The sequence below is a fragment of the Pseudomonas triticicola genome, assembly GCF_019145375.1.
Classification (GTDB): Bacteria; Pseudomonadota; Gammaproteobacteria; order Pseudomonadales; family Pseudomonadaceae; genus Aquipseudomonas; species Aquipseudomonas triticicola.
On the sequence record NZ_JAHSTX010000001.1, the window covers coordinates 211,664 to 228,417 of the forward strand.

The 16,754-nt window shown below is 56.8% G+C and carries 23 protein-coding genes and 1 tRNA gene; 8 read left to right on the forward strand and 16 right to left on the reverse strand.

Translation table 11 applies throughout. The features are described 5' to 3' along the window. Positions 1 to 21 precede the first annotated feature (21 nt). A tRNA-Arg gene (locus KVG85_RS00920) sits at positions 22 to 98 on the forward strand. A gap of 115 nt (positions 99 to 213) precedes the next feature. Continuing rightward, positions 214 to 1,137, forward strand: coding sequence for an abortive infection family protein (locus tag KVG85_RS00925; protein ID WP_217862753.1), 924 nt, complete (start codon positions 214 to 216; stop codon positions 1,135 to 1,137). A gap of 3 nt (positions 1,138 to 1,140) precedes the next feature. Here the strand turns inward: KVG85_RS00925 and KVG85_RS00930 are convergent, their stop codons facing one another. The 11 genes from KVG85_RS00930 to KVG85_RS00980 all read right to left on the reverse strand — a co-directional run bounded on the left by KVG85_RS00930 (position 1,141) and on the right by KVG85_RS00980 (position 7,079). Then, entirely contained in the window at positions 1,141 to 1,755 is a 615-nt protein-coding gene (locus KVG85_RS00930; protein ID WP_217862754.1) for a recombinase family protein, read from the reverse strand. 316 nt (positions 1,756 to 2,071) lie between these two features. Then, entirely contained in the window at positions 2,072 to 2,602 is a 531-nt protein-coding gene (locus tag KVG85_RS00935; RefSeq protein WP_217862755.1) for a hypothetical protein, read from the reverse strand. 32 nt (positions 2,603 to 2,634) lie between these two features. Further along, complete coding sequence (locus KVG85_RS00940) at positions 2,635 to 3,069, reverse strand: hypothetical protein (RefSeq protein WP_217862756.1); 435 nt, start codon at positions 3,067 to 3,069, stop codon at positions 2,635 to 2,637. A 44-nt stretch (positions 3,070 to 3,113) separates the two neighbouring features. After that, positions 3,114 to 3,701, reverse strand: a complete 588-nt coding sequence (locus KVG85_RS00945; protein ID WP_217862757.1) for a tail assembly protein — start codon at positions 3,699 to 3,701, stop codon at positions 3,114 to 3,116. A 10-nt stretch (positions 3,702 to 3,711) separates the two neighbouring features. Next, entirely contained in the window at positions 3,712 to 4,059 is a 348-nt protein-coding gene (locus tag KVG85_RS00950) for a hypothetical protein (protein ID WP_217862758.1), read from the reverse strand. Between the two features lie 50 nt (positions 4,060 to 4,109). Next, entirely contained in the window at positions 4,110 to 4,964 is an 855-nt protein-coding gene (locus tag KVG85_RS00955) for a hypothetical protein (protein ID WP_217862759.1), read from the reverse strand. Further along, positions 4,961 to 5,161 (reverse strand): hypothetical protein, encoded by a 201-nt coding sequence (locus tag KVG85_RS00960; protein ID WP_217862760.1) that lies wholly within the window; start codon positions 5,159 to 5,161, stop codon positions 4,961 to 4,963. Before KVG85_RS00960 ends, KVG85_RS00955 begins: the two co-directional genes overlap by 4 nt. Then, positions 5,148 to 5,582, reverse strand: coding sequence for a hypothetical protein (locus tag KVG85_RS00965; RefSeq protein ID WP_217862761.1), 435 nt, complete (start codon positions 5,580 to 5,582; stop codon positions 5,148 to 5,150). Before KVG85_RS00965 ends, KVG85_RS00960 begins: the two co-directional genes overlap by 14 nt. Further along, positions 5,579 to 5,995 (reverse strand): DUF5681 domain-containing protein, encoded by a 417-nt coding sequence (locus KVG85_RS00970; protein WP_115989101.1) that lies wholly within the window; start codon positions 5,993 to 5,995, stop codon positions 5,579 to 5,581. The genes KVG85_RS00965 and KVG85_RS00970 overlap by 4 nt, the downstream gene beginning before the upstream one ends. Beyond that, on the reverse strand, positions 5,992 to 6,186 hold the full coding sequence (locus KVG85_RS00975) for a hypothetical protein (protein WP_217862762.1): 195 nt from the start codon (positions 6,184 to 6,186) through the stop codon (positions 5,992 to 5,994). The genes KVG85_RS00970 and KVG85_RS00975 overlap by 4 nt, the downstream gene beginning before the upstream one ends. A 647-nt stretch (positions 6,187 to 6,833) precedes the next feature. After that, entirely contained in the window at positions 6,834 to 7,079 is a 246-nt protein-coding gene (locus KVG85_RS00980; protein WP_217862763.1) for a hypothetical protein, read from the reverse strand. A 485-nt stretch (positions 7,080 to 7,564) separates the two neighbouring features. Between KVG85_RS00980 and KVG85_RS00985 the strand changes: the two genes are divergently transcribed. The 5 genes from KVG85_RS00985 (at position 7,565) to KVG85_RS01005 (ending at position 9,089) form a co-directional block, all read left to right on the forward strand. After that, positions 7,565 to 7,768, forward strand: a complete 204-nt coding sequence (locus KVG85_RS00985) for a hypothetical protein (RefSeq protein WP_217862764.1) — start codon at positions 7,565 to 7,567, stop codon at positions 7,766 to 7,768. A gap of 24 nt (positions 7,769 to 7,792) precedes the next feature. Continuing rightward, positions 7,793 to 8,209: a ribbon-helix-helix domain-containing protein gene (locus KVG85_RS25875; RefSeq protein ID WP_225926615.1), complete on the forward strand. Its 417-nt coding sequence runs from the start codon at positions 7,793 to 7,795 to the stop codon at positions 8,207 to 8,209. Between the two features lie 93 nt (positions 8,210 to 8,302). Beyond that, on the forward strand, positions 8,303 to 8,488 hold the full coding sequence (locus tag KVG85_RS00995) for a hypothetical protein (protein ID WP_217862765.1): 186 nt from the start codon (positions 8,303 to 8,305) through the stop codon (positions 8,486 to 8,488). Then, positions 8,485 to 8,766, forward strand: coding sequence for a hypothetical protein (locus tag KVG85_RS01000; protein ID WP_217862766.1), 282 nt, complete (start codon positions 8,485 to 8,487; stop codon positions 8,764 to 8,766). The genes KVG85_RS00995 and KVG85_RS01000 overlap by 4 nt, the downstream gene beginning before the upstream one ends. Then, on the forward strand, positions 8,763 to 9,089 hold the full coding sequence (locus tag KVG85_RS01005) for a hypothetical protein (protein WP_217862767.1): 327 nt from the start codon (positions 8,763 to 8,765) through the stop codon (positions 9,087 to 9,089). Before KVG85_RS01000 ends, KVG85_RS01005 begins: the two co-directional genes overlap by 4 nt. Before the next feature lie 280 nt (positions 9,090 to 9,369). On the opposite strand, the gene KVG85_RS01010 is transcribed toward KVG85_RS01005, so the two are convergent. The 3 genes from KVG85_RS01010 to KVG85_RS01020 all read right to left on the reverse strand — a co-directional run bounded on the left by KVG85_RS01010 (position 9,370) and on the right by KVG85_RS01020 (position 10,447). After that, the gene (locus KVG85_RS01010; protein ID WP_217862768.1) at positions 9,370 to 9,783 is read right to left on the reverse strand and encodes a hypothetical protein; all 414 of its coding nucleotides are present in this window, start codon (positions 9,781 to 9,783) and stop codon (positions 9,370 to 9,372) included. Positions 9,784 to 9,845: 62 nt separating this feature from the next. Further along, the gene (locus tag KVG85_RS01015) at positions 9,846 to 10,151 is read right to left on the reverse strand and encodes a helix-turn-helix domain-containing protein (RefSeq protein ID WP_225926616.1); all 306 of its coding nucleotides are present in this window, start codon (positions 10,149 to 10,151) and stop codon (positions 9,846 to 9,848) included. Between the two features lie 95 nt (positions 10,152 to 10,246). Then, positions 10,247 to 10,447, reverse strand: a complete 201-nt coding sequence (locus tag KVG85_RS01020; protein WP_217862769.1) for a helix-turn-helix domain-containing protein — start codon at positions 10,445 to 10,447, stop codon at positions 10,247 to 10,249. Between the two features lie 161 nt (positions 10,448 to 10,608). Here KVG85_RS01020 and KVG85_RS01025 point away from each other — a divergent pair, with 161 nt between their 5' ends. Beyond that, entirely contained in the window at positions 10,609 to 11,106 is a 498-nt protein-coding gene (locus tag KVG85_RS01025; RefSeq protein ID WP_217862770.1) for a hypothetical protein, read from the forward strand. Here the strand turns inward: KVG85_RS01025 and KVG85_RS01030 are convergent. Both KVG85_RS01030 and KVG85_RS01035 read right to left on the reverse strand, forming a co-directional pair. Further along, a complete protein-coding gene (locus KVG85_RS01030; RefSeq protein ID WP_217862771.1) occupies positions 11,103 to 12,314 on the reverse strand; it encodes a site-specific integrase in 1,212 nt (403 codons plus the stop codon). The genes KVG85_RS01025 and KVG85_RS01030 overlap by 4 nt on opposite strands. A gap of 244 nt (positions 12,315 to 12,558) precedes the next feature. Further along, on the reverse strand, positions 12,559 to 16,695 hold the full coding sequence (locus tag KVG85_RS01035) for a CheR family methyltransferase (RefSeq protein WP_217862772.1): 4,137 nt from the start codon (positions 16,693 to 16,695) through the stop codon (positions 12,559 to 12,561). Positions 16,696 to 16,754: the final 59 nt, after the last annotated feature.

Sequence of the window (16,754 nt, forward strand, 5' to 3'; positions counted from 1 at the left end):
ATACAGCCCGCGTCAATCAGTGTCTCAGTAGCTCAATTGGATAGAGCATCCCCCTCCTAAGGGGAAGGTTGCAGGTTCGAACCCCGCCTGGGACACCACATATTTAAAGGCTTTAAGCGCTTCGATGCGGCCCCTCAAAAAATCTCATGGGTGCATTGTGGGTGCAATAGCTTTCTCAAGGATCTTGCGTTAATTACCTCTGGGAGTCGGGTAGTGGCTATTTTTGATATCTTTTCCAAGCGTCAGAAAAAGCTCCGCGGCGAAACGCCAGATGTTTATCAATACGATCGGTTGCCGGATGCACTTCGCGTGCAAATTGTTCATGCGATGTGCGACGCGCTGGGCGGCCCTAATGATCGTCCGAACCAAAACTGCTGGAAATTTATCAGCGAAATGCTATGCCGGGAGTATGGCCTTTTCGCTTTGCCGACAGCGCGTCAGCACGGTCAGCGTGATTTTGCTGATGAGGTGATCAATTTTTTCTTGCAAACTGAAGACTTGGAGCAAGCGCTTGATGTCGTTGAGCTTTGCTTCAGGGCGGTGGATAGAATCAGCCGCGAAACTCAGTATTTGTGGAGGAACAACTCGAACGAGATCGCGGATGCCTCTATCGATGAGCTCAACAAGCGCTTTCAGGAGCATGGCGTCGGTTATCAGTTCGTAAACGGTGAAATTTTAAGAATTGACTCGCAGTTATTGCACGCCGAGGTGGTGAAACCAGCGCTTAGGCTTTTGGAGAGTAAGTCGTACGCGGGACCGCAACAGGAGTTTTTGAAAGCGCACGAGCATTACCGGCACGGTAATTCTAAGGAAGCCCTAAATGAGTGCTTGAAGTCTTTCGAAAGCCTGATGAAAGCGATTTGTGCAAAGCGTAAGTGGACTGTCACTGGTAAGGAAACGGCCAGCTCGTTGATCAAGGTCTGCATGGATAACGGATTGATCCCGGCTTTTTGGCAGACTCAATTTACATCGCTCAAAAGCTTGCTGGAGGCAGCGGTGCCAACTGGGCGGAATAATCTCGCAGGGCACGGACAAGGAGCTGAACCAACCGTTGTTCCGGATTACCTTGTGGCTTATATGCTTCACATGACAGGAGCTTGCCTGGTGTTTTTAGCAACTGCTGAACAGCATCTGTAACCTTCAACGCCCGGCGTCTCTGATTCGCAGGACGGTAGTAGTCGAGCAGCTGGCGTGCCGAGCCGTTGCGCGAATGCCCAGACCGGCGGCCAGCAGCTCTTTTACCCTCTTGTGCAGCGCCTCATCCATCGGCCGGCCTTGATACTTGCCGGCAGCTTTGGCTTTCTCAATTCCCTGAGCTTGGCGCTCACGACGCTGCTCATAGTCCTTGCGCGCGATCGCGGCCATCATTTCCACCAACATGGAATTGATCGCTCCCAGCATCCGCCCGGTGAACTCATCCCCTTTGGTGTCCTGCATTCCTTGATGGCTCGTTGGCAGATCGAGCGCGACGATGCGCAAGCCCTTGGAGTCAATCGCGGCTTTGAGCTTCTGCCAATCCTCCACAGGAAGGCGTGAGAGGCGATCTATTGACTCAACCAGCAAGACGTCACCCTTTCGCGCATCCTTGAGCAGGCGCAGCAGCTCAGGCCGATCTGCCGACGCGCCGCTGGCGTTCTCCAGGTACACGCTCGCGATAACCTTGTTTTGGTCGGTGGCGAATTGCTCGAGCGATGCCCGGGCGCGGCCGGCGTCCTGCTCTTCGGTCGATGCTCGGAGGTATGCGCGGATGAACATGATGTGCTGTCCGTATCAGTTAAGGTGTTCTACTAATACTATTGCACTATGAGTGTCACTTATCAAGCGGAATGCGCAAATAAACACCAATTTGCGCGTATCAGCTCAGGCATACCAGCAATAACATGGAGGTAAAAAAAGGGGGAGGAGGGATCGAGGAAGGGCGGCTGAGAGTGCCGCCCCTTGCCAATGTCTATCGTGGGCGACGAGGAGGCTCAGGTGGGCGGGGCTGGCTTGGGCGCGGTTTATCGTCACGCACAAATCGCATTGGCGGTGGTGGAGGCGGTGGCGGCTTCTGCGTAGTCATTTCGATTACCTATGGGTGGTGGTAAACATAAAACGGTATGAACGATACCAAGGCGAATAGGATTGTTGCCGCCATGAACGTCGACAGCTTATTCAGATATTCCAAACGTCGATCATTATTCAGCGCGTTCGTAGTCGCTCCAGTGACGTATTGATTGTAAATGAATATGGACATTTGTTTTTCTGTCTCTTCCACCCCGTCTTCGAACTCTGCGTAAAGCTTGAGCATCGAGGCCCTATACGCCTCGATCTCCTCCAGCGTGGATAGCGCCTTGTCAAAAACTCGCAGGTTCCAGGCTCTCCAAAAATTCCATATTCCAATCGCTAGGCAGATGCAGGCGTACCAGTAGAAAACCCAGAAATATACCGCCACACCGCCGAGATAGGTCGTTGGTGCTTTGTCGAGCATGTAGGAGAAAAAGCTGAGCAGCGCGACCAGTATCGCTAAAGGAAGGCTCAGTCGCGCGATGAGTTTTTCCTTCCTTTCTAGCTCGTAGTAGTAAACCTTCTCAGCGAAATCGAATCGCTCCTTGTCATCCATTTTGACGGCATCCGTTTCAATTGTTTGAGTGGTTACATAGACGAAGGGCGGATATCCGTGCCGTTCTGCGTGCCCGATATTCGGTATTTTTGTACTTCGCCAGCGACAACTTCAGTCGCCGTCTCTTTCACTGGCTGGCCAATCTGCATTGCGCACAAGCCACCGCCATCTTCATCGCCTCCAACGCCCACGATATGCCGACCCGGCTTAACGTGGAATTTTGCGACCTCGCCAGTATCAAGGCGGGCGGCTCTTTTGCCGTCAATGAGCAGCGTGGCGAAGCATCCGCCAGACGCCCAAAATCCTTTGTCGCGGCTGACAACAAGCGTTGCATCACCCGGCGTCGCAGTCTGATAGGCGTAGACGCGATCGGCGGTTACTCGCTTTGCTGATCCAGGATCAACGGGGGTGCTTGAGCACCCAGCAATCAACGCGATCACCGCGACCGCTGGAAAAATCCTGTGCATGATTCGTCCTCAATGTTTGAAGGGCTAACTTTACACCAGATAGGTTAGACCTTGTCTTCAGCCAGGATCGACGCCGAGATGATCATCCCGCCCCACCGGCGTTCGCCGATGCAGATCGGGACCGGGTTGCCGCTGGCCGTGGTGTTCTTGGCGCTGCCGAAGGCGTAGGAGGGAGAATTTTCGGGGGAGGCGCTGTGCTTCAGGCCGGTTGCCTGCGGGCTGAGCATTTGGATGACGCCGCCCGCTGCTAGGGCGATACCCGGAGCCAACGTTGCGCCATTTGTGAAGGGACTCATGACGATCAGGACGGCGCCAATGATTGTCTGCAGAAGGCCGGCGCGTTTGCTGCCTGCGATCACCGGGACGATTTTCAATGTCTTGATACCGCCCAGGTCGAAGTCTTTCACCCCCACGTTCTTGCCGTTGCGGATGATGGCAAATCTCATGCCCAGCCTAGCCAGGCGAGCAATCTCCTCGGCGAATCCATCGACCGTCGCCCTCAACGCCCTGAAGACCTCCCAGGCGCTGCCTGTTTCAAGTTGGTAATCCTTTTGCCGGAAGAACTTTCTTCCCAAGATGCTGCTGAGCTGGATCGTCGTCCGGGGGCTGTAGTGCACAACTGTGGCAGCCATTGCCTGTCTCCTATGTGTTAGTAGTCGGCATGGATACGCCGAGACGAATAGCGAGAAGCGACCGCGACATACGCGCCTGATCGAATGTCACCTGCTCACGTTGTGGGTCGTAATTCCAAATACGGTCGTAGATCCCCTGGTAGGCACGAGCGCCACGAAACGTCCCGCGCAGCAGATCGGCCGAGACTCGGGCCTCTTCCTCAGTGAAGAAAGGACCGTCAATGGTCACCTTCTGGCCATCGCGGACGTGCTGTACATCCCACACCACGTAACCGGAGTCGGGACCTTGTTTCAGCGGATACGATGAAAAATGGTTGGTTTTGCACGCTTCGGCGAAGCGTTCTTGATAGTTGGCCAAGGGCTATATCCTGATTCGCGGCCGCCAGATCGCGGCCGCACAACGTTGGGTCAGGCTGCGTCTTCAGCAGCTTCTTCATCGTCCGCGTTCGGACTGTTCTTGAGCATCTCGGCGGTCGGCCCCTTACCGGGTAGCTCAAGCGGGATAGGGGTGAGCCACTCCGCAAGGTTCGCGTAACCCTCGCCGAAATCACCCCACTTCTGCACCTCGGCGGCCTTACTGTCGATTCCCACTCCGTCGGTGATTAAGCCGACAGCGAGGGCACGTGCGTTCATCAGCGTCTCACGCACGCCGATCGCAAGCAGGCCCAGCGTCGTCACTGCATCCGGATACGCAATGGCGATTCCCGCGCCACCGAGCTTTACCGCCTGCTCATCGGTGTAGCCGCTGATTCTGGCCGGGCCGCGAAGGACCGCCGCCGCGATGCGCGACTCTTTCCCCTGGCGCATTTGCATCAGGAGGTTCATGCGCTCGTTGTTTGGCAGGTCGCTGGTGTATGCCCGGCACTCGGCATCCAGAGATGCGCCCACGGCGTCATTTGGCGAGAGAGCCAGGAATGGGAGGATTTTCTGGGATGCGTAGGTGTAGAGGTTTTGGGCTGTCTCCCGGATCGTCGGAATACCGTCCTTCACAGCCATGACGTAATCGTCAAACGCAGCTGCTGATCGCCGCGTCTTTGCCTCTCGCGTCAGGTCGGCGTTTTCGCGGATGGCTTCCATTTTCGCCGATGCCTTCGAGTATTGATCGAGCATTGCGTCTTGAAGGCGCTGGAGTGGGCCAACATTTGGCCAAAGCGCCCAGGCGGTGCCGGGCAGATTTTCGGAGTGGTATTTCTTGAAGTCGTGAAGGAAAACAGTGGCAGATCCGACTTTTTGCATAGCGCCGACAGATCGTTGCAGGTTCATTTTGTGTACCTATGGTTGGTTTGCGTTTGTGGTTCAGGCTCGAAGTAGTCAGCGAGCGTCATTTGATCGGGATTCATCCCGCCGGCGGCCGCGGCGCTGAGCTGGTCCATGATCTGACTGATGGCTTGCACATCGTTATCGGTGGCCGCTAGGCCCAACTCGTTTTTGAGCTTGGCCAACTGCTTAAGAGGCTTCATTGCGCGCCTCGATAATTTGTCGATATTGCTCGGCGGCGTGCTGATCGATAGTCACACCCTCTGGAGGCCTGGTGACGATCCAGGCGCCTGGCGTTGGGGCGTGGCGGATATCCATGATCCCGACCTGAGCGCCATACCTGCCTGGTCGTTCAACGTGGCGCACGTGCAGGATCAGAGCCTTCGCCATCTCCTCGCACTGGTCGCTATCCATTGAGGAAAATGGGAAAAACAGGCACTCGTTTTTCCCTTGGATTCGATAGTCCACCTGGTGTCCCGCAGTCTTGGGGAAGTCGGACTCTTCTTGCAGTTCGGTGGAGCTGGCGCGGATCACTGCCAGCACAATCAGCAGAACCGACTCGTCGGCCGCACCGATCTTTTGAGCCAGCCGCTGCAGTTCGGATTTCAGTGACTTGATGCTCATCGCTTCATTTCCTCGATTTGTAGGCGAAGCTCTTCCATCGCCTGTTGCAGCTCTGCCACCTCAATGACGCGAGCAACGGCCCCCAGTCCGAGAATGAGGTTCTTGCCCTGGTCGGGTGGAAGCTTCCCGTCAGCGATAGCCCTGAGCAGCGACCGAGCGGCACTCGGCAGGTCCGTGTCGTCCAGGTCGAACGTCACCGACTCCACTGAAGGTTTGATCGGCGGCACAAGCCGCTCAAGGATGAGCCGGCAGGCCTGCATATCTCCCTTCTTGGCGGCGGCCAGCACCTTCTTGGTCACCGCCTCGGCGCCCTCCGCCAGCTTCGCGCGGATCGCTTGGGTCTGCCCTGAACGCCCGCCGGGGTTACCTGATTGCCCCGGCGCCCATTGCCCGGCGTTGGCGCGGCCCGTCACTGAGCAGCCTTCTTGCGCGCGCCGACCAGTTCGGCCGGATGCAGCAGTGCCAGTTCTGCAATGTGCAGATCGACGCCGGGGCCGGTGATATGGAAGCGGCCGCCGGCGAGCTCAGTCAGCGTCAACCCGCGCTCCGCAATCCAGCGCCGGGCGCGGTTGCGCTTACTGCTGAAATTTCTAGGCACGGGCAAGGCGAGACTCCAGGCCGATAACGGGTTTGTTCTCACTGAGGGCGATGAGCAGGGCACAGGCTTCGATGCTGCCCGTGTCTGCGGCAGCGCGAAGGCGCGCCCAGGCCGAATTGAGTTCCGCCCGAGTAGGCTTGGCCTGTGGTCCTCGCTGTTTCGTTTGTTGGGTCTGCATGATCAATCCTCATTGGCTGCGAAACCGGGTGACGCAACCAAATTAGGACTTATCTGATCGCATATCCAGTGTTTTATAGGTGCACCTCAGGTGCTACACAGAACGGGACGGAATGGGACTGAAATAGTTGGTTTTGGCGGTTCGGAAGGAGGATTTTTTGTTGCAGTAAGTCGATAGTAGGCAAAGTGATACAGCTGCCAGGTGAACGAATCGTTCACCCTCAATCTGAGGTCGGGTAAATACGGAGAAGTGGCGGGACTTCCTCAATTTGAGGAACAACCCCCAGTGGGGGAAGTTGAACGATCCAACCCCCAACGGGGCTGTACCTGACCTCCGATTTCGGTATGGCAGGTGTCGCGACACGTTTTGCTAGATCAGAAAACGTGTCGCGTTACTTGACGATCCAGATTCGGATGATCTTCCCCCGGCGGGGCAGCATCGCTGATGCCTGATCCGACCTGCTGTCAGGCACTCGTTAAGCTTCAGCAAAACCTTTAGCGGTAAGCCTGAACGATTCCCCTTTAGGCATGACGTCTACCCATCCTTGCTGAGCAGCGTATGTCATTCCAGGTTTGAAGTCGGCAGCATCAAGGCCACGCGAATGCCAAACTGAAAGGAAATTATTGATCCGCAATACGTCGTCTGGACGATTATTAAAGTGATGAACGAAAATCGCGAGAATCTCACGAGCCGTTTCTTCGGGGGTGGGCATACTGGCCATTCATAACTCCTTGAGTGCGGTTTTAGCGTCCTCGGCGAGGGCGTGCTATTTAGCGCAATCGATAATGCCACTCCCAACCCAATCTCAAAAGGCCAGTAGAGCTTTCTCATTCTTAATCAAACTTTACATAGAGCAAACACTCGAGGAATAGAGATGCTTACTCATTGGGTTTTCGTAATGTTTATAGCCGGCCAGCCAGTCATGACGGAGCAGAAGGCGTCCGAGGCAGACTGCAACAGAACGCTGGTACGCGTAGTGGCGCTGGCGCGAATCCAGGGAAAGGACGCCATCGGCGCCTGCTATCTTCGAGCGACGTCGGATGTTTGATCGTACGTTCGGGGCCGCGCAATGAGACCAAATCATCTCAGTGAGACCAAAATGTCACACTGCGGGAGAAGTCACTGCATTTTGCGCGTGTATGCAGTGTTTTCACCTGGCTTATTGCGGAGATACACTCAAAACTGAGTACATCTCCCGGAGCCCCTATGTCTGTCATCGATTGCGATTACCTGCCTGACCCATCCAAGACCACATTCCCGCCCGAGCTGGCCCTGCTCATCGTGCGAAAGGCCGCATCACTTGCCGATGCCTTCGAGCAGCAGGCGCTCGATCAGCTCACCCGGGACGCAACCTCGGCAATCGCCGCCGGCGCCGATCCGCGCCAGGTCATCCGACAGATGCGGCTGTAACTCCCACCGCTGGTGGAAGTCTTGGTGTTCCACCATTGGTGGCGCATCGAGGTTTCCGCCATTGGAGTAAACCTCCCAGCCTTTTACGACCTTCTCGCGAAAGTGTCGGCAAGCCCGGCAGATGTGAGCAAAAGTCCGCGCATCTGTGATGTGCTCAGTTTTGAGCGCATCTTTCCCCACTTTTGGGGGCTGCAATTATTTTCCATCCCTCTGTTGATCTATGTAAGACAGTGTCTTACACTGAGCCTATCAAGACGAGATGAGGCTCCCATGGCAAACACACCAACCGTAACGATGAGACTGCCCCAGGAATTGATCGAGCGCGTCGACGCATACGCAAAGCGCGTCACCGGTGATACAGGGGTCGAGGTAAACAGGACGGCAGCAATCCGCGCGCTTCTGGTGGCGGGGCTGGAAGTCAAAGAGAAGGGTAAGCAGTAACCGGCTGAGAATTTAGCCGATTAAAAAGAGGTGCCAACCCGGTGCGCTAACACCGGGAAGGCGATCACACGACGACACTTGAAGGTACACGTCATGCAATTTAAACAGAATACCATCCAAATTTTGGATGCGCACGGCCAGATCATCACCACCATGGTGCTGCCGGCGAAAATCAAGCTTACCCAGTTGGCACCATTGAAGATCCTCGGCGATATCAGCGTTAAGGTTTTGCCCGGCGCGGCGCCATTTCGCGGGATCTGCGTAGGGGGTGTGCAATGAGTCTGCAGCCCTACACCATCGAGGGCGAAGTCCTCCCTGAGGCCGTGCTTAGCGCTCAGGCGATGGCCTATATGAACTTCGCCAGGATCGAGCACGACCGCCTCGAGCAGATCGTCCGCCACATCATCATTCCCATGGTGGGTGGCTACGAAACTGCCCTTGGCGAAGCCCTTGACCGGCACTGTGAGCAGGTTCGCCGGTTCAGCGGCAACTTCTGCTGGAAGCATCGTCACTTGGGTGAGTCTCACGGCGTGGTCGGCAAGGGGGATATGCAATGAATGGTTCTGTTCGAACGCGAGACGACCTGAGCTTCACTCAGCGCGATGATGCCGGTCGCCTCGTAAACTGGCCAATGAACAATCCCGGCGTGGCGGCCGATTGGCAGAAGGGTATCGACTTCTTTGAGTGCGAAGTGCGCGACCTGGCGACCCATGACGAAACTGAAGCGTTCGACGCGATCCGGTTCGCGCTTGTGGGGATGGGCGGGCGCTATACCTGCCTTGAAATTGGCTTTATCGAGCATGTAGCTCTGGCCGCGATGGTCGGCCTTCGTGCACTGCGTGAAGGTGCTCAGCCATTCATGCCTGCGGAGACCGACTGAGCAACTACGAAACTTTCGTTGTATCGACGGCACTACCCTGCAAGGGGTGGTGCCTTTTGCTGTGGGAGCGAGGTAGGACCTGTCAGCTCGCACATGAATCAACGGCTGGTATGGTAGATATCTATAAGGGTGTATTGATTCGATACAGGAAGAATTGATTTAGTGGTATTGAATCAATACACGATGAACGAGTTTCTGAACGTAGCCAGACAGAACGGTACATTCATTTTTTCTACGTGTATTGAATCAATACCGCTACGTGTATTGAATCAATACAGGATCAATTCGAATTTGTCAGATCTCGCACGGTTCTCGGCGGCGTGTTGGTCGGGGCCACCTCAAGATCCTTTCCCGGGCACTCATCAATTGCGTACCAAGAAAGGGCGTACAGCGCGCACCGCGATCCATGGCGGGAGAAGTAGCTGGTTCGAGTCTGGATGATCCAACCACCATTGAGCAGATCGGTCAGCGCTTTTTGCAGTATGTTGGGAGAGCTGACACCCCATTCTTTTGCCATTGTCCTGGTGGCCGACAGATCCCCATTGTTGCTGCCGTTGTACTGCATTTGCAGCTCCATCAGCACCCCCCTGGCGGTGAAGCTCAGCGCGCGATAGGGGGCAGACTGCCCCATTTGCCACAGCATCATGGCAAACGGTTTAGCCTTGGGCTTGAACCCCTTTCTTTTGATCGCCATTCGGCAGCTCACAGGCAGGCGCAGGGGATCCCCTCAGTTTTGAGGACATCCCCTTGCATCGATTATTGGTTTTCTTCGACGAGGACGTACAGGCCGACTCGATGAGGACGGCGGCCAGGGGCTGCTGCCTGATAGCACCATCTGGTGAGAATCCCCCAGCCGAGTTTTCTCAGATGGCGGATGGTGGATGGAGGGTGAACAATATCCAACTGCTGAGCGGCGGCGATCGAGGATACCGGGCCAACCCTGAGCGCCTGAATCATTCTCAGGGCCTGAGCCTCGGCGGTGTGACCATCTGGCGGCGGATCGCCTACCGCGGCGGTGGTGGCGCCGACGGCGCGGCAGGAAGTAGAATCATCCGGTCCCATCTTTGGCTTCTCCAAGCATTCTGATGTGATGCGTCGGGCCGGTGTTGGTAGCACCGGTTCGACAACCCCTTTTGAGGCCTTCTCAGGCCCAGCTCTCACCGAGCACCATCCTTCGCGGCACGCTCAACCCACGCCTTAAGCTCCGTCATGAGGATCAGCCGGCGGCGCCCAAGCTTGAACGCCTTCAGGTCCCCAGAGGCGATCAGCTCATAAACACCAGAGCGCGAATACCCGACAATCCGCGCCGCATCTTCGACGCTGACCGAAAGCGGACTTAATTGATTTGCTTGTTCCATGAGGCATCTCCAAATCCTCTGCCGACACGGCATAGGTCCATCGAAAGAATATTGCTGTATGTGATGCACGTCAACTGCAATCACAGGCTGAATATGAGTGCATGGACTTCGGTGGACGCAAAAGGTAGGATTGGGCTACCCATATTTGATAGGTGTAAGCGATGGCCAAGAACAAGCCAAGCCAAGGTGCGCGAAAGACGGAGACGTTGACGCTCCGTCTTGACCCCAAGGTGAAAATGATGATTGAGCTCATCTCGCGGATTCGCAGGCAGTCCATCACCGGCGTGGTTGAAGCGGCTATCGAAGGGATCGCTTTTGACTTGGACGCCCCATATTTTGACGATGGGGAAACGCACAACTATTCGCTCGGGGTGATTTTTTCCGAAATATGGTCTACAGACGAAAGCGAACTATTCATAAATACGTGCTTCCGCCTGCCTTCACTCCTGACTTATGAGGAGCAGCGGCTGTGGGAAACGATCAAGATTTCTCCCGTGTTTCGAGAAAAGCCTTCTTCGACGCTAGTAACGGACTGGAAGATTGACGGCGTGGGCCGCCTTGATAAGGCGATGATAAGAAACTTCTGGAGTGAGCTGACGGAGCACGTCGTGGATAGCCGTGATAACCGGACCGTTTCACCTTTTGTGCCTCCGTACTAAATCAGCTCCACTGCAGCTGCTTTGGTGCCAGGCGCCAGATGGGCATACCGAAGCGTCATCTTGATATCGGAGTGCCCGAGTAGATCCCGTACCGTATTGAGCGGTACGCCAGCCATTACAAGGCGTGACGCGAAGTCGTGCCGCATATCATGCCAGCGAAAGCTTACGATTTTGGCGCGCTCTAGCAGATTGAGCCAAGCGCTTTTCACATCATCTAAGCGGCCGCCGGCCTGACTCGGGAAAACGTACCGGGACTTCCCGGACTGCTTTTTCCAGTCCTCCAGCACGCCGAAGGTTTCCTTGTTCATTGGGATATGCCGCGTATCGCTCGTTTTAGTAGTGGCGCCGGCGGCGGTGATCGTCTTCGCTTGGAAGTTCACCTCCGACCATTTGAGGTCGAACAACTCGCCGCGCCTCATTCCGGTATTCAGCGACACCAGTACCATTGGCTTTAAGTGATCTGTGAAGGGCGCTTCGAGCAGGCTGGGGAACAACTCCTGGCCGCGGTCAGCCCGCCACTTGTTGGCGGTCTCTCGTTCGATCCGTGCTTCATCTTGGCGTGCATCCAGCGCCTCACGCAGGCGCTTGTTCTCATCGGCGTCCAGATAACGGACCAGCCCCATGGAGTCAACTTTGAGCGCCTTGAGCTTGTCCATCGGATGGACGCTGATGTACTCCCATTCAACGGCCCTACTAAATACGCCGCTAATGGAGCCCATTTTGCGGTTGACCGTTGAAGCTTTGTTGCCCGACTGCATCCATCCGGTGCGGATCTGGTCCAGGTCGCGGCCGGTGATCGCGTCGAGACGTTGATCCATGATGGCCTCGAAGTTGTTGTGGAGCGTATGCAGTGTTTTCTCGTGCCCTTTGTGGTGCGTCTTGAACCAGGGCATATAGGTGTCGTCGATGAACCGACGCAGGGAGGGCAGTGCTGAGCCTTTCCTTCCTTGGGTGACGGCCAGCGGCTCGCCGTGCTTCCTCGCGTCGGCGAGGTACTGCGTTGCCTCCTGGCGAGCTTGGTCGAGCGTGAGGATGCCTACTCGGCCCAAAGTCTTCTTGCGGCCGCGCGCCCAAGTCACCACATAGGACTTCGCTCCCGCAGCCGTCACTCGCACGAATAGCCCGGTGATGATGGTATCGTGAACCTCATACTCCCGGCCGGTGACCTGCAGGCCGGCAAGCAGCTTGGCCGTTATCTTCTCTTTCAATTTGTTCCCATGGGTGCAGAGTGGGTGCAAAAAGAACTATACGGGGCCGTTTTCACGGACGCAACCGGACGAAAAGCCCTTGATTTACGGAGCTGGCTCAAGCGGGCCGGGTGCAGAATTGCCCCTCCTAAGGGGAAGGTTGCAGGTTCGAACCCCGCCTGGGACACCACCTCTTCAAAAAACAAAAAGCCCCGTCGCACTTGCTCGTGCGGCGGGGCTTTTTGCGTTGGAGCGCTGGCGAGCTCTACAGCAACTCCGAACGGCGCAACGCCTCGATGGTTTCAATCAGGTCGTCGTACGCCACCGGTTTGCCCAGATGCTGATCGAACCCGGCCTCCCGGGACTTTTGCATGTCGCTCTGAGTGCCATACCCGGTGAGGGCGATCGCTGGTACGTTTTTCACCAGCGGCAGCTTGCGCAGGGCAGCCATCAGTTCATAGCCGGTCATGACCGGCATGCCGAGGTCTGAGATGATCAGATCGTAGCGCGTGCTCTCAGCGGCTTTGAGCGCTGCCACGGGATGGTCGAAGGCCGTTACGTCGGCGTCTTCCATCTCCAGCAGCAGCTTCAAGGTCTCCAACACTTCCGGAGAATCGTCGACCAGCAGAATGCTCAAGCCATCGAGCTTGCCGGAAACCGGTTCAACCTCGGCTGTTGCAGCGGTTTCTTCGACATCAGTCGACAGCGGCAGGCGAACGGTAAAGGTACAACCGGCGCCCAGCCCCGGCGAAGCAACCTTCACCGTGCCGTGCTGGGCTTCGGTCAGTTGCCGCACCAGTGAAAGGCCGATGCCCAAGCCTTCACGTTGATGGTTGGTGTGCTGTTTTTCCGCCTGGCCGAACAGATCGAAGACGTGTTCGAGGTTTTCCGCAGCGATGCCGACGCCGTTATCCTTGACGTCCAGTTGCGCCATTTTCCCGCTCTTGCTGGCGATCAACTCAATGCGCCCGCTCGGTGGCGTGAACTTCAAGGCATTGTTGACCAGATTCCAGATGATCTGCTCGACCCGGGTCGGGTCGGCATGAATGATCAACGGTACCTCAGGCAATTGCAGGTCGATGCGCGTGGCGTGCTGCTCATTGAGCACTACCGTGTGGATGTCACGCAGAACCGCGCTCAGATCGACACGCGCCAATTGCAGTTTGAGCTTGCCGGTGCGTACCCGTGCTACATCAAGCAGGTCGTCGATGATCCGCGCCTGACTGTTCACTGCATCGCAAATGGTGTTGACCGCTTTGGTCGCCGGTCCGGCGGTGCGGATCATTGGCAAACGGCGCAACAGTTCGGCGTTGAGCTGAATCAGGTTGAGCGGGTGCTTGAGTTCGTGGGACATGACCGCGAAGAACTCATCACGCAGGGACACAGTATTGCGCGTCTGCGCCAGTTCCTTGCTCTGTTCATCCTGCTGGCGCTTGTGCCCGGTCAGGTCGCGGGCGATTTTCACATAGCCTTGCAAGCGGTCGCCGCTGAGCCGGGTGACCTCGCCGCTGCAGAAGAAACGGCTGCCATCCTTGCGCACATGCCAGCGCTCATCCTCCGAGCGCCCGTGCTGACGAGCCGTGGACAGTTCACTTTCAGCCATGCCGGCAGCACGGTCTTCGGCTGTGAAGATGAAATCGTAGTACTGACCTTCGGCCTCGTTTTTGCTGTGGCCAAAGATCAGTTCAGCGCCTTTGTTCCAACTGGTGATCGCACCCATTTCATCGAGGATGATAATCGCGTAGTCACGCGTACTCTCAGCGACCAGACGCATGCGTTCTTCGCCCAGGCGCAGCTCTTCCTCGGCTTCGCGGCGTTTGCTGATGTCGATGAAGGTCAACACGGTGCCGTCGATGTGGTCTTCGCTGGAGCGATAAGGCAGCAAGCGGGCGATGTACCAGCGGTTATCGGTACTGTTGACCTCGCGTTCGATCATGTTCAGCGATTCGAACACTTGCGCCGCGTCCTCGGTCATCGCCGGGTAATTCAGGCGATGGGTGATATCCAGCAGTGAACGGCCGGTGTCTACCGGCAGCATGCTGAAGATATCGGTGGCGCGCGGCGTGAACCATTTGATACGCATGCTGCGATCGACGAACACCGTAGCAATGTCAGTAGAAGCGATCAGATTGGTCAGATAATCGTTGATCTTGTCGGTTTCTTCGACTTTGGTCTTCAGTTCGTAATTGACCGTCAACAGCTCCTCATTGATTGACTGCAACTCTTCCTTGCTGGTCTCGAGCTCTTCGGTGGCCGAGCGCAGTTCTTCGTTGATCGCCTGCATCTCCTCGTTGGAAGCCTTGAGCTCTTCGCTGGAGATTTCCGACTGTTCGATGGTGTCCTGCAAATGCAATTTGGTGCGTTGCAGCTCACGTTCCAGATTCGAGAGCACTTGGCTTTCAGTCTGCAGCACCGTGGTCAGCGCCTGCTCGTGCGCGTCGATCTCCGTTTCATCGAAGGTCACCAGCACGCACTCGCTGTCGAAGTCGTCGTCCTTGTATGGCTGCGCAATCAGCGTGATGCGGTACTGACGCTCCTCGCGCTTGAGCAGCACTTCACGCGAGCGCACGGTGAGGTTGCTTTGCTGCACCTGGAACAGCGTCGTGCGGATTTCCAGGCGCAGTTCCGGCAGGATCAGCGTCAGCAAGTTGCGTGACAGCTCGCCGCCGACATGCCGCAGGAAGCGCCCGGCGGCTTCGCTCATGTGAAGGATATCGGCGTTGGTGTCGACGATGATGCTCGGCGGGGCGAAGCGTTCTATGGCGCGGCGGTGGATATCGGCAAACGAGAGCTTGACGGGCTCGATGGCTTTCGATGGCGGTCGGGAAACGCTGGTGCGCATGTAACCGCCACGTGGCATGGTCGGGGTGCGGCGGCTGTTCGCGGTACCGGTCTTGGCGCGGAAGATGCGGTTGCGCTTGTCCACTGGCGCGAAAAGTTCATGGCAGGCATCGGCGCTTTCCGAAGTGCCGAGAAACAGGAAACCACCCGGTCGCAGGGCGAAGTGGAACATCTGCAGGATTTCCCGCTGCACCTCGCGATCCAGGTAAATCAGCAGATTGCGGCAAACGATCAGGTCGATCTGCGAGAACGGCGGATCGGACAACAGGCTGTGCTTGGCGAACAGCACTTTCTCGCGGATTTCCTTGCGGATCCGGTAGTGGTCATCGTCTTTGACGAAATAATGCCGAAGGCGTGTTGGCGGTACGTCGGTGACGATGGCTTGCGGATAGGTGCCGGCGCGGCCAGTGGTGATCGCGCGTTCGTCGATATCGGTGGCGAACACTTGCAGGTTGGCCTTGCTGCTTTGTACCTGCATCTGATCATCGAGCAGGATTGCCAAGCTGTAGGCTTCTTCGCCGGTCGAGCAGCCGGCAGACCAGACGCGCAGTTCTTCTTTTTCCGACGAGTCGGCAACCGATTGCACCAGTTGCGGCAGCACATCGCGCTCAAGGGCTTCGAAGGCTTCGCGGTCACGGAAGAAGTTGGTCACGCCGATCAGCATGTCGCCGAGCAGGGCCTTGGATTCTTCCGGGGTATTTTGCAGGTAGTCGTAATAGGCGCCGAGGTCAGACTGGCTGGTGACCTGCATGCGCCGCTCGATGCGGCGCAGCACGGTGGCGCGCTTGTAGTGTTTGAAATCATGGCCGGTGCTGCTGCGCAGGTACAACAGGATTTCATGCAGGCGTTGTTCGGCGATCGACGCTTCGTGTTCGTTTGCAGGCTTCAAGGCTTTCAAGTCGGGATCATTGGCGCTGGGTAATTTGATGTTCTGAGAGTTGCGCCACAGCTCCATCAGTTTCTGCGGCATCTCGACCACTGGCAGTATCAGATCGACCATGCGCGTCTCGATGGCGGCGCGCGGCATGCCGTCGAACTCGGCGTCTTCCGGCACTTGTACCAGCGTCACGCCACCCTGTTCCTTGATTCGCGACAAGCCCACCGCACCATCGGAACCGGTGCCTGAAAGCACCAGGCAAAAAGCCCGCTCGCGATGCACATCGGCCAGATCGCGGAAGAACAGGTCGATGGCAGTGTGGCGCGCTTGCGGTGAGCCAGCGGGGCTGACGCGCAGGTAGCCGTCATTCATCGTCAGCGAGTGCGCCGGAGAAATCACGTACACGCAGTTCTTTTCGATCAGCACCGGCTGCGTCACTTGCAACACCGGCATGCGCGTCGATTCCTGAATGATCTGGTCGGCGATGCTCTGGTGATCGGGCGACAGGTGCAAAATGATCACGAACGCCATGCCGCTGTCCTTCGGCATATGCTCGAAAAACAGCTTGATTGCTTGCAGGCCGCCCGCCGAGGCGCCGATGCCCACCACCGGGAAATTCAGGTGGCTGGGGGTCAGGTCCTTGCGTTCGGGCGCAGAGGGCGAGGCAGGGGTTTTCGAGGTCATCACTTCGGCCTTTTTTTGTGGCGTTACAAGCGTATCGCGGACGTCCGGGGGCGCAGGCA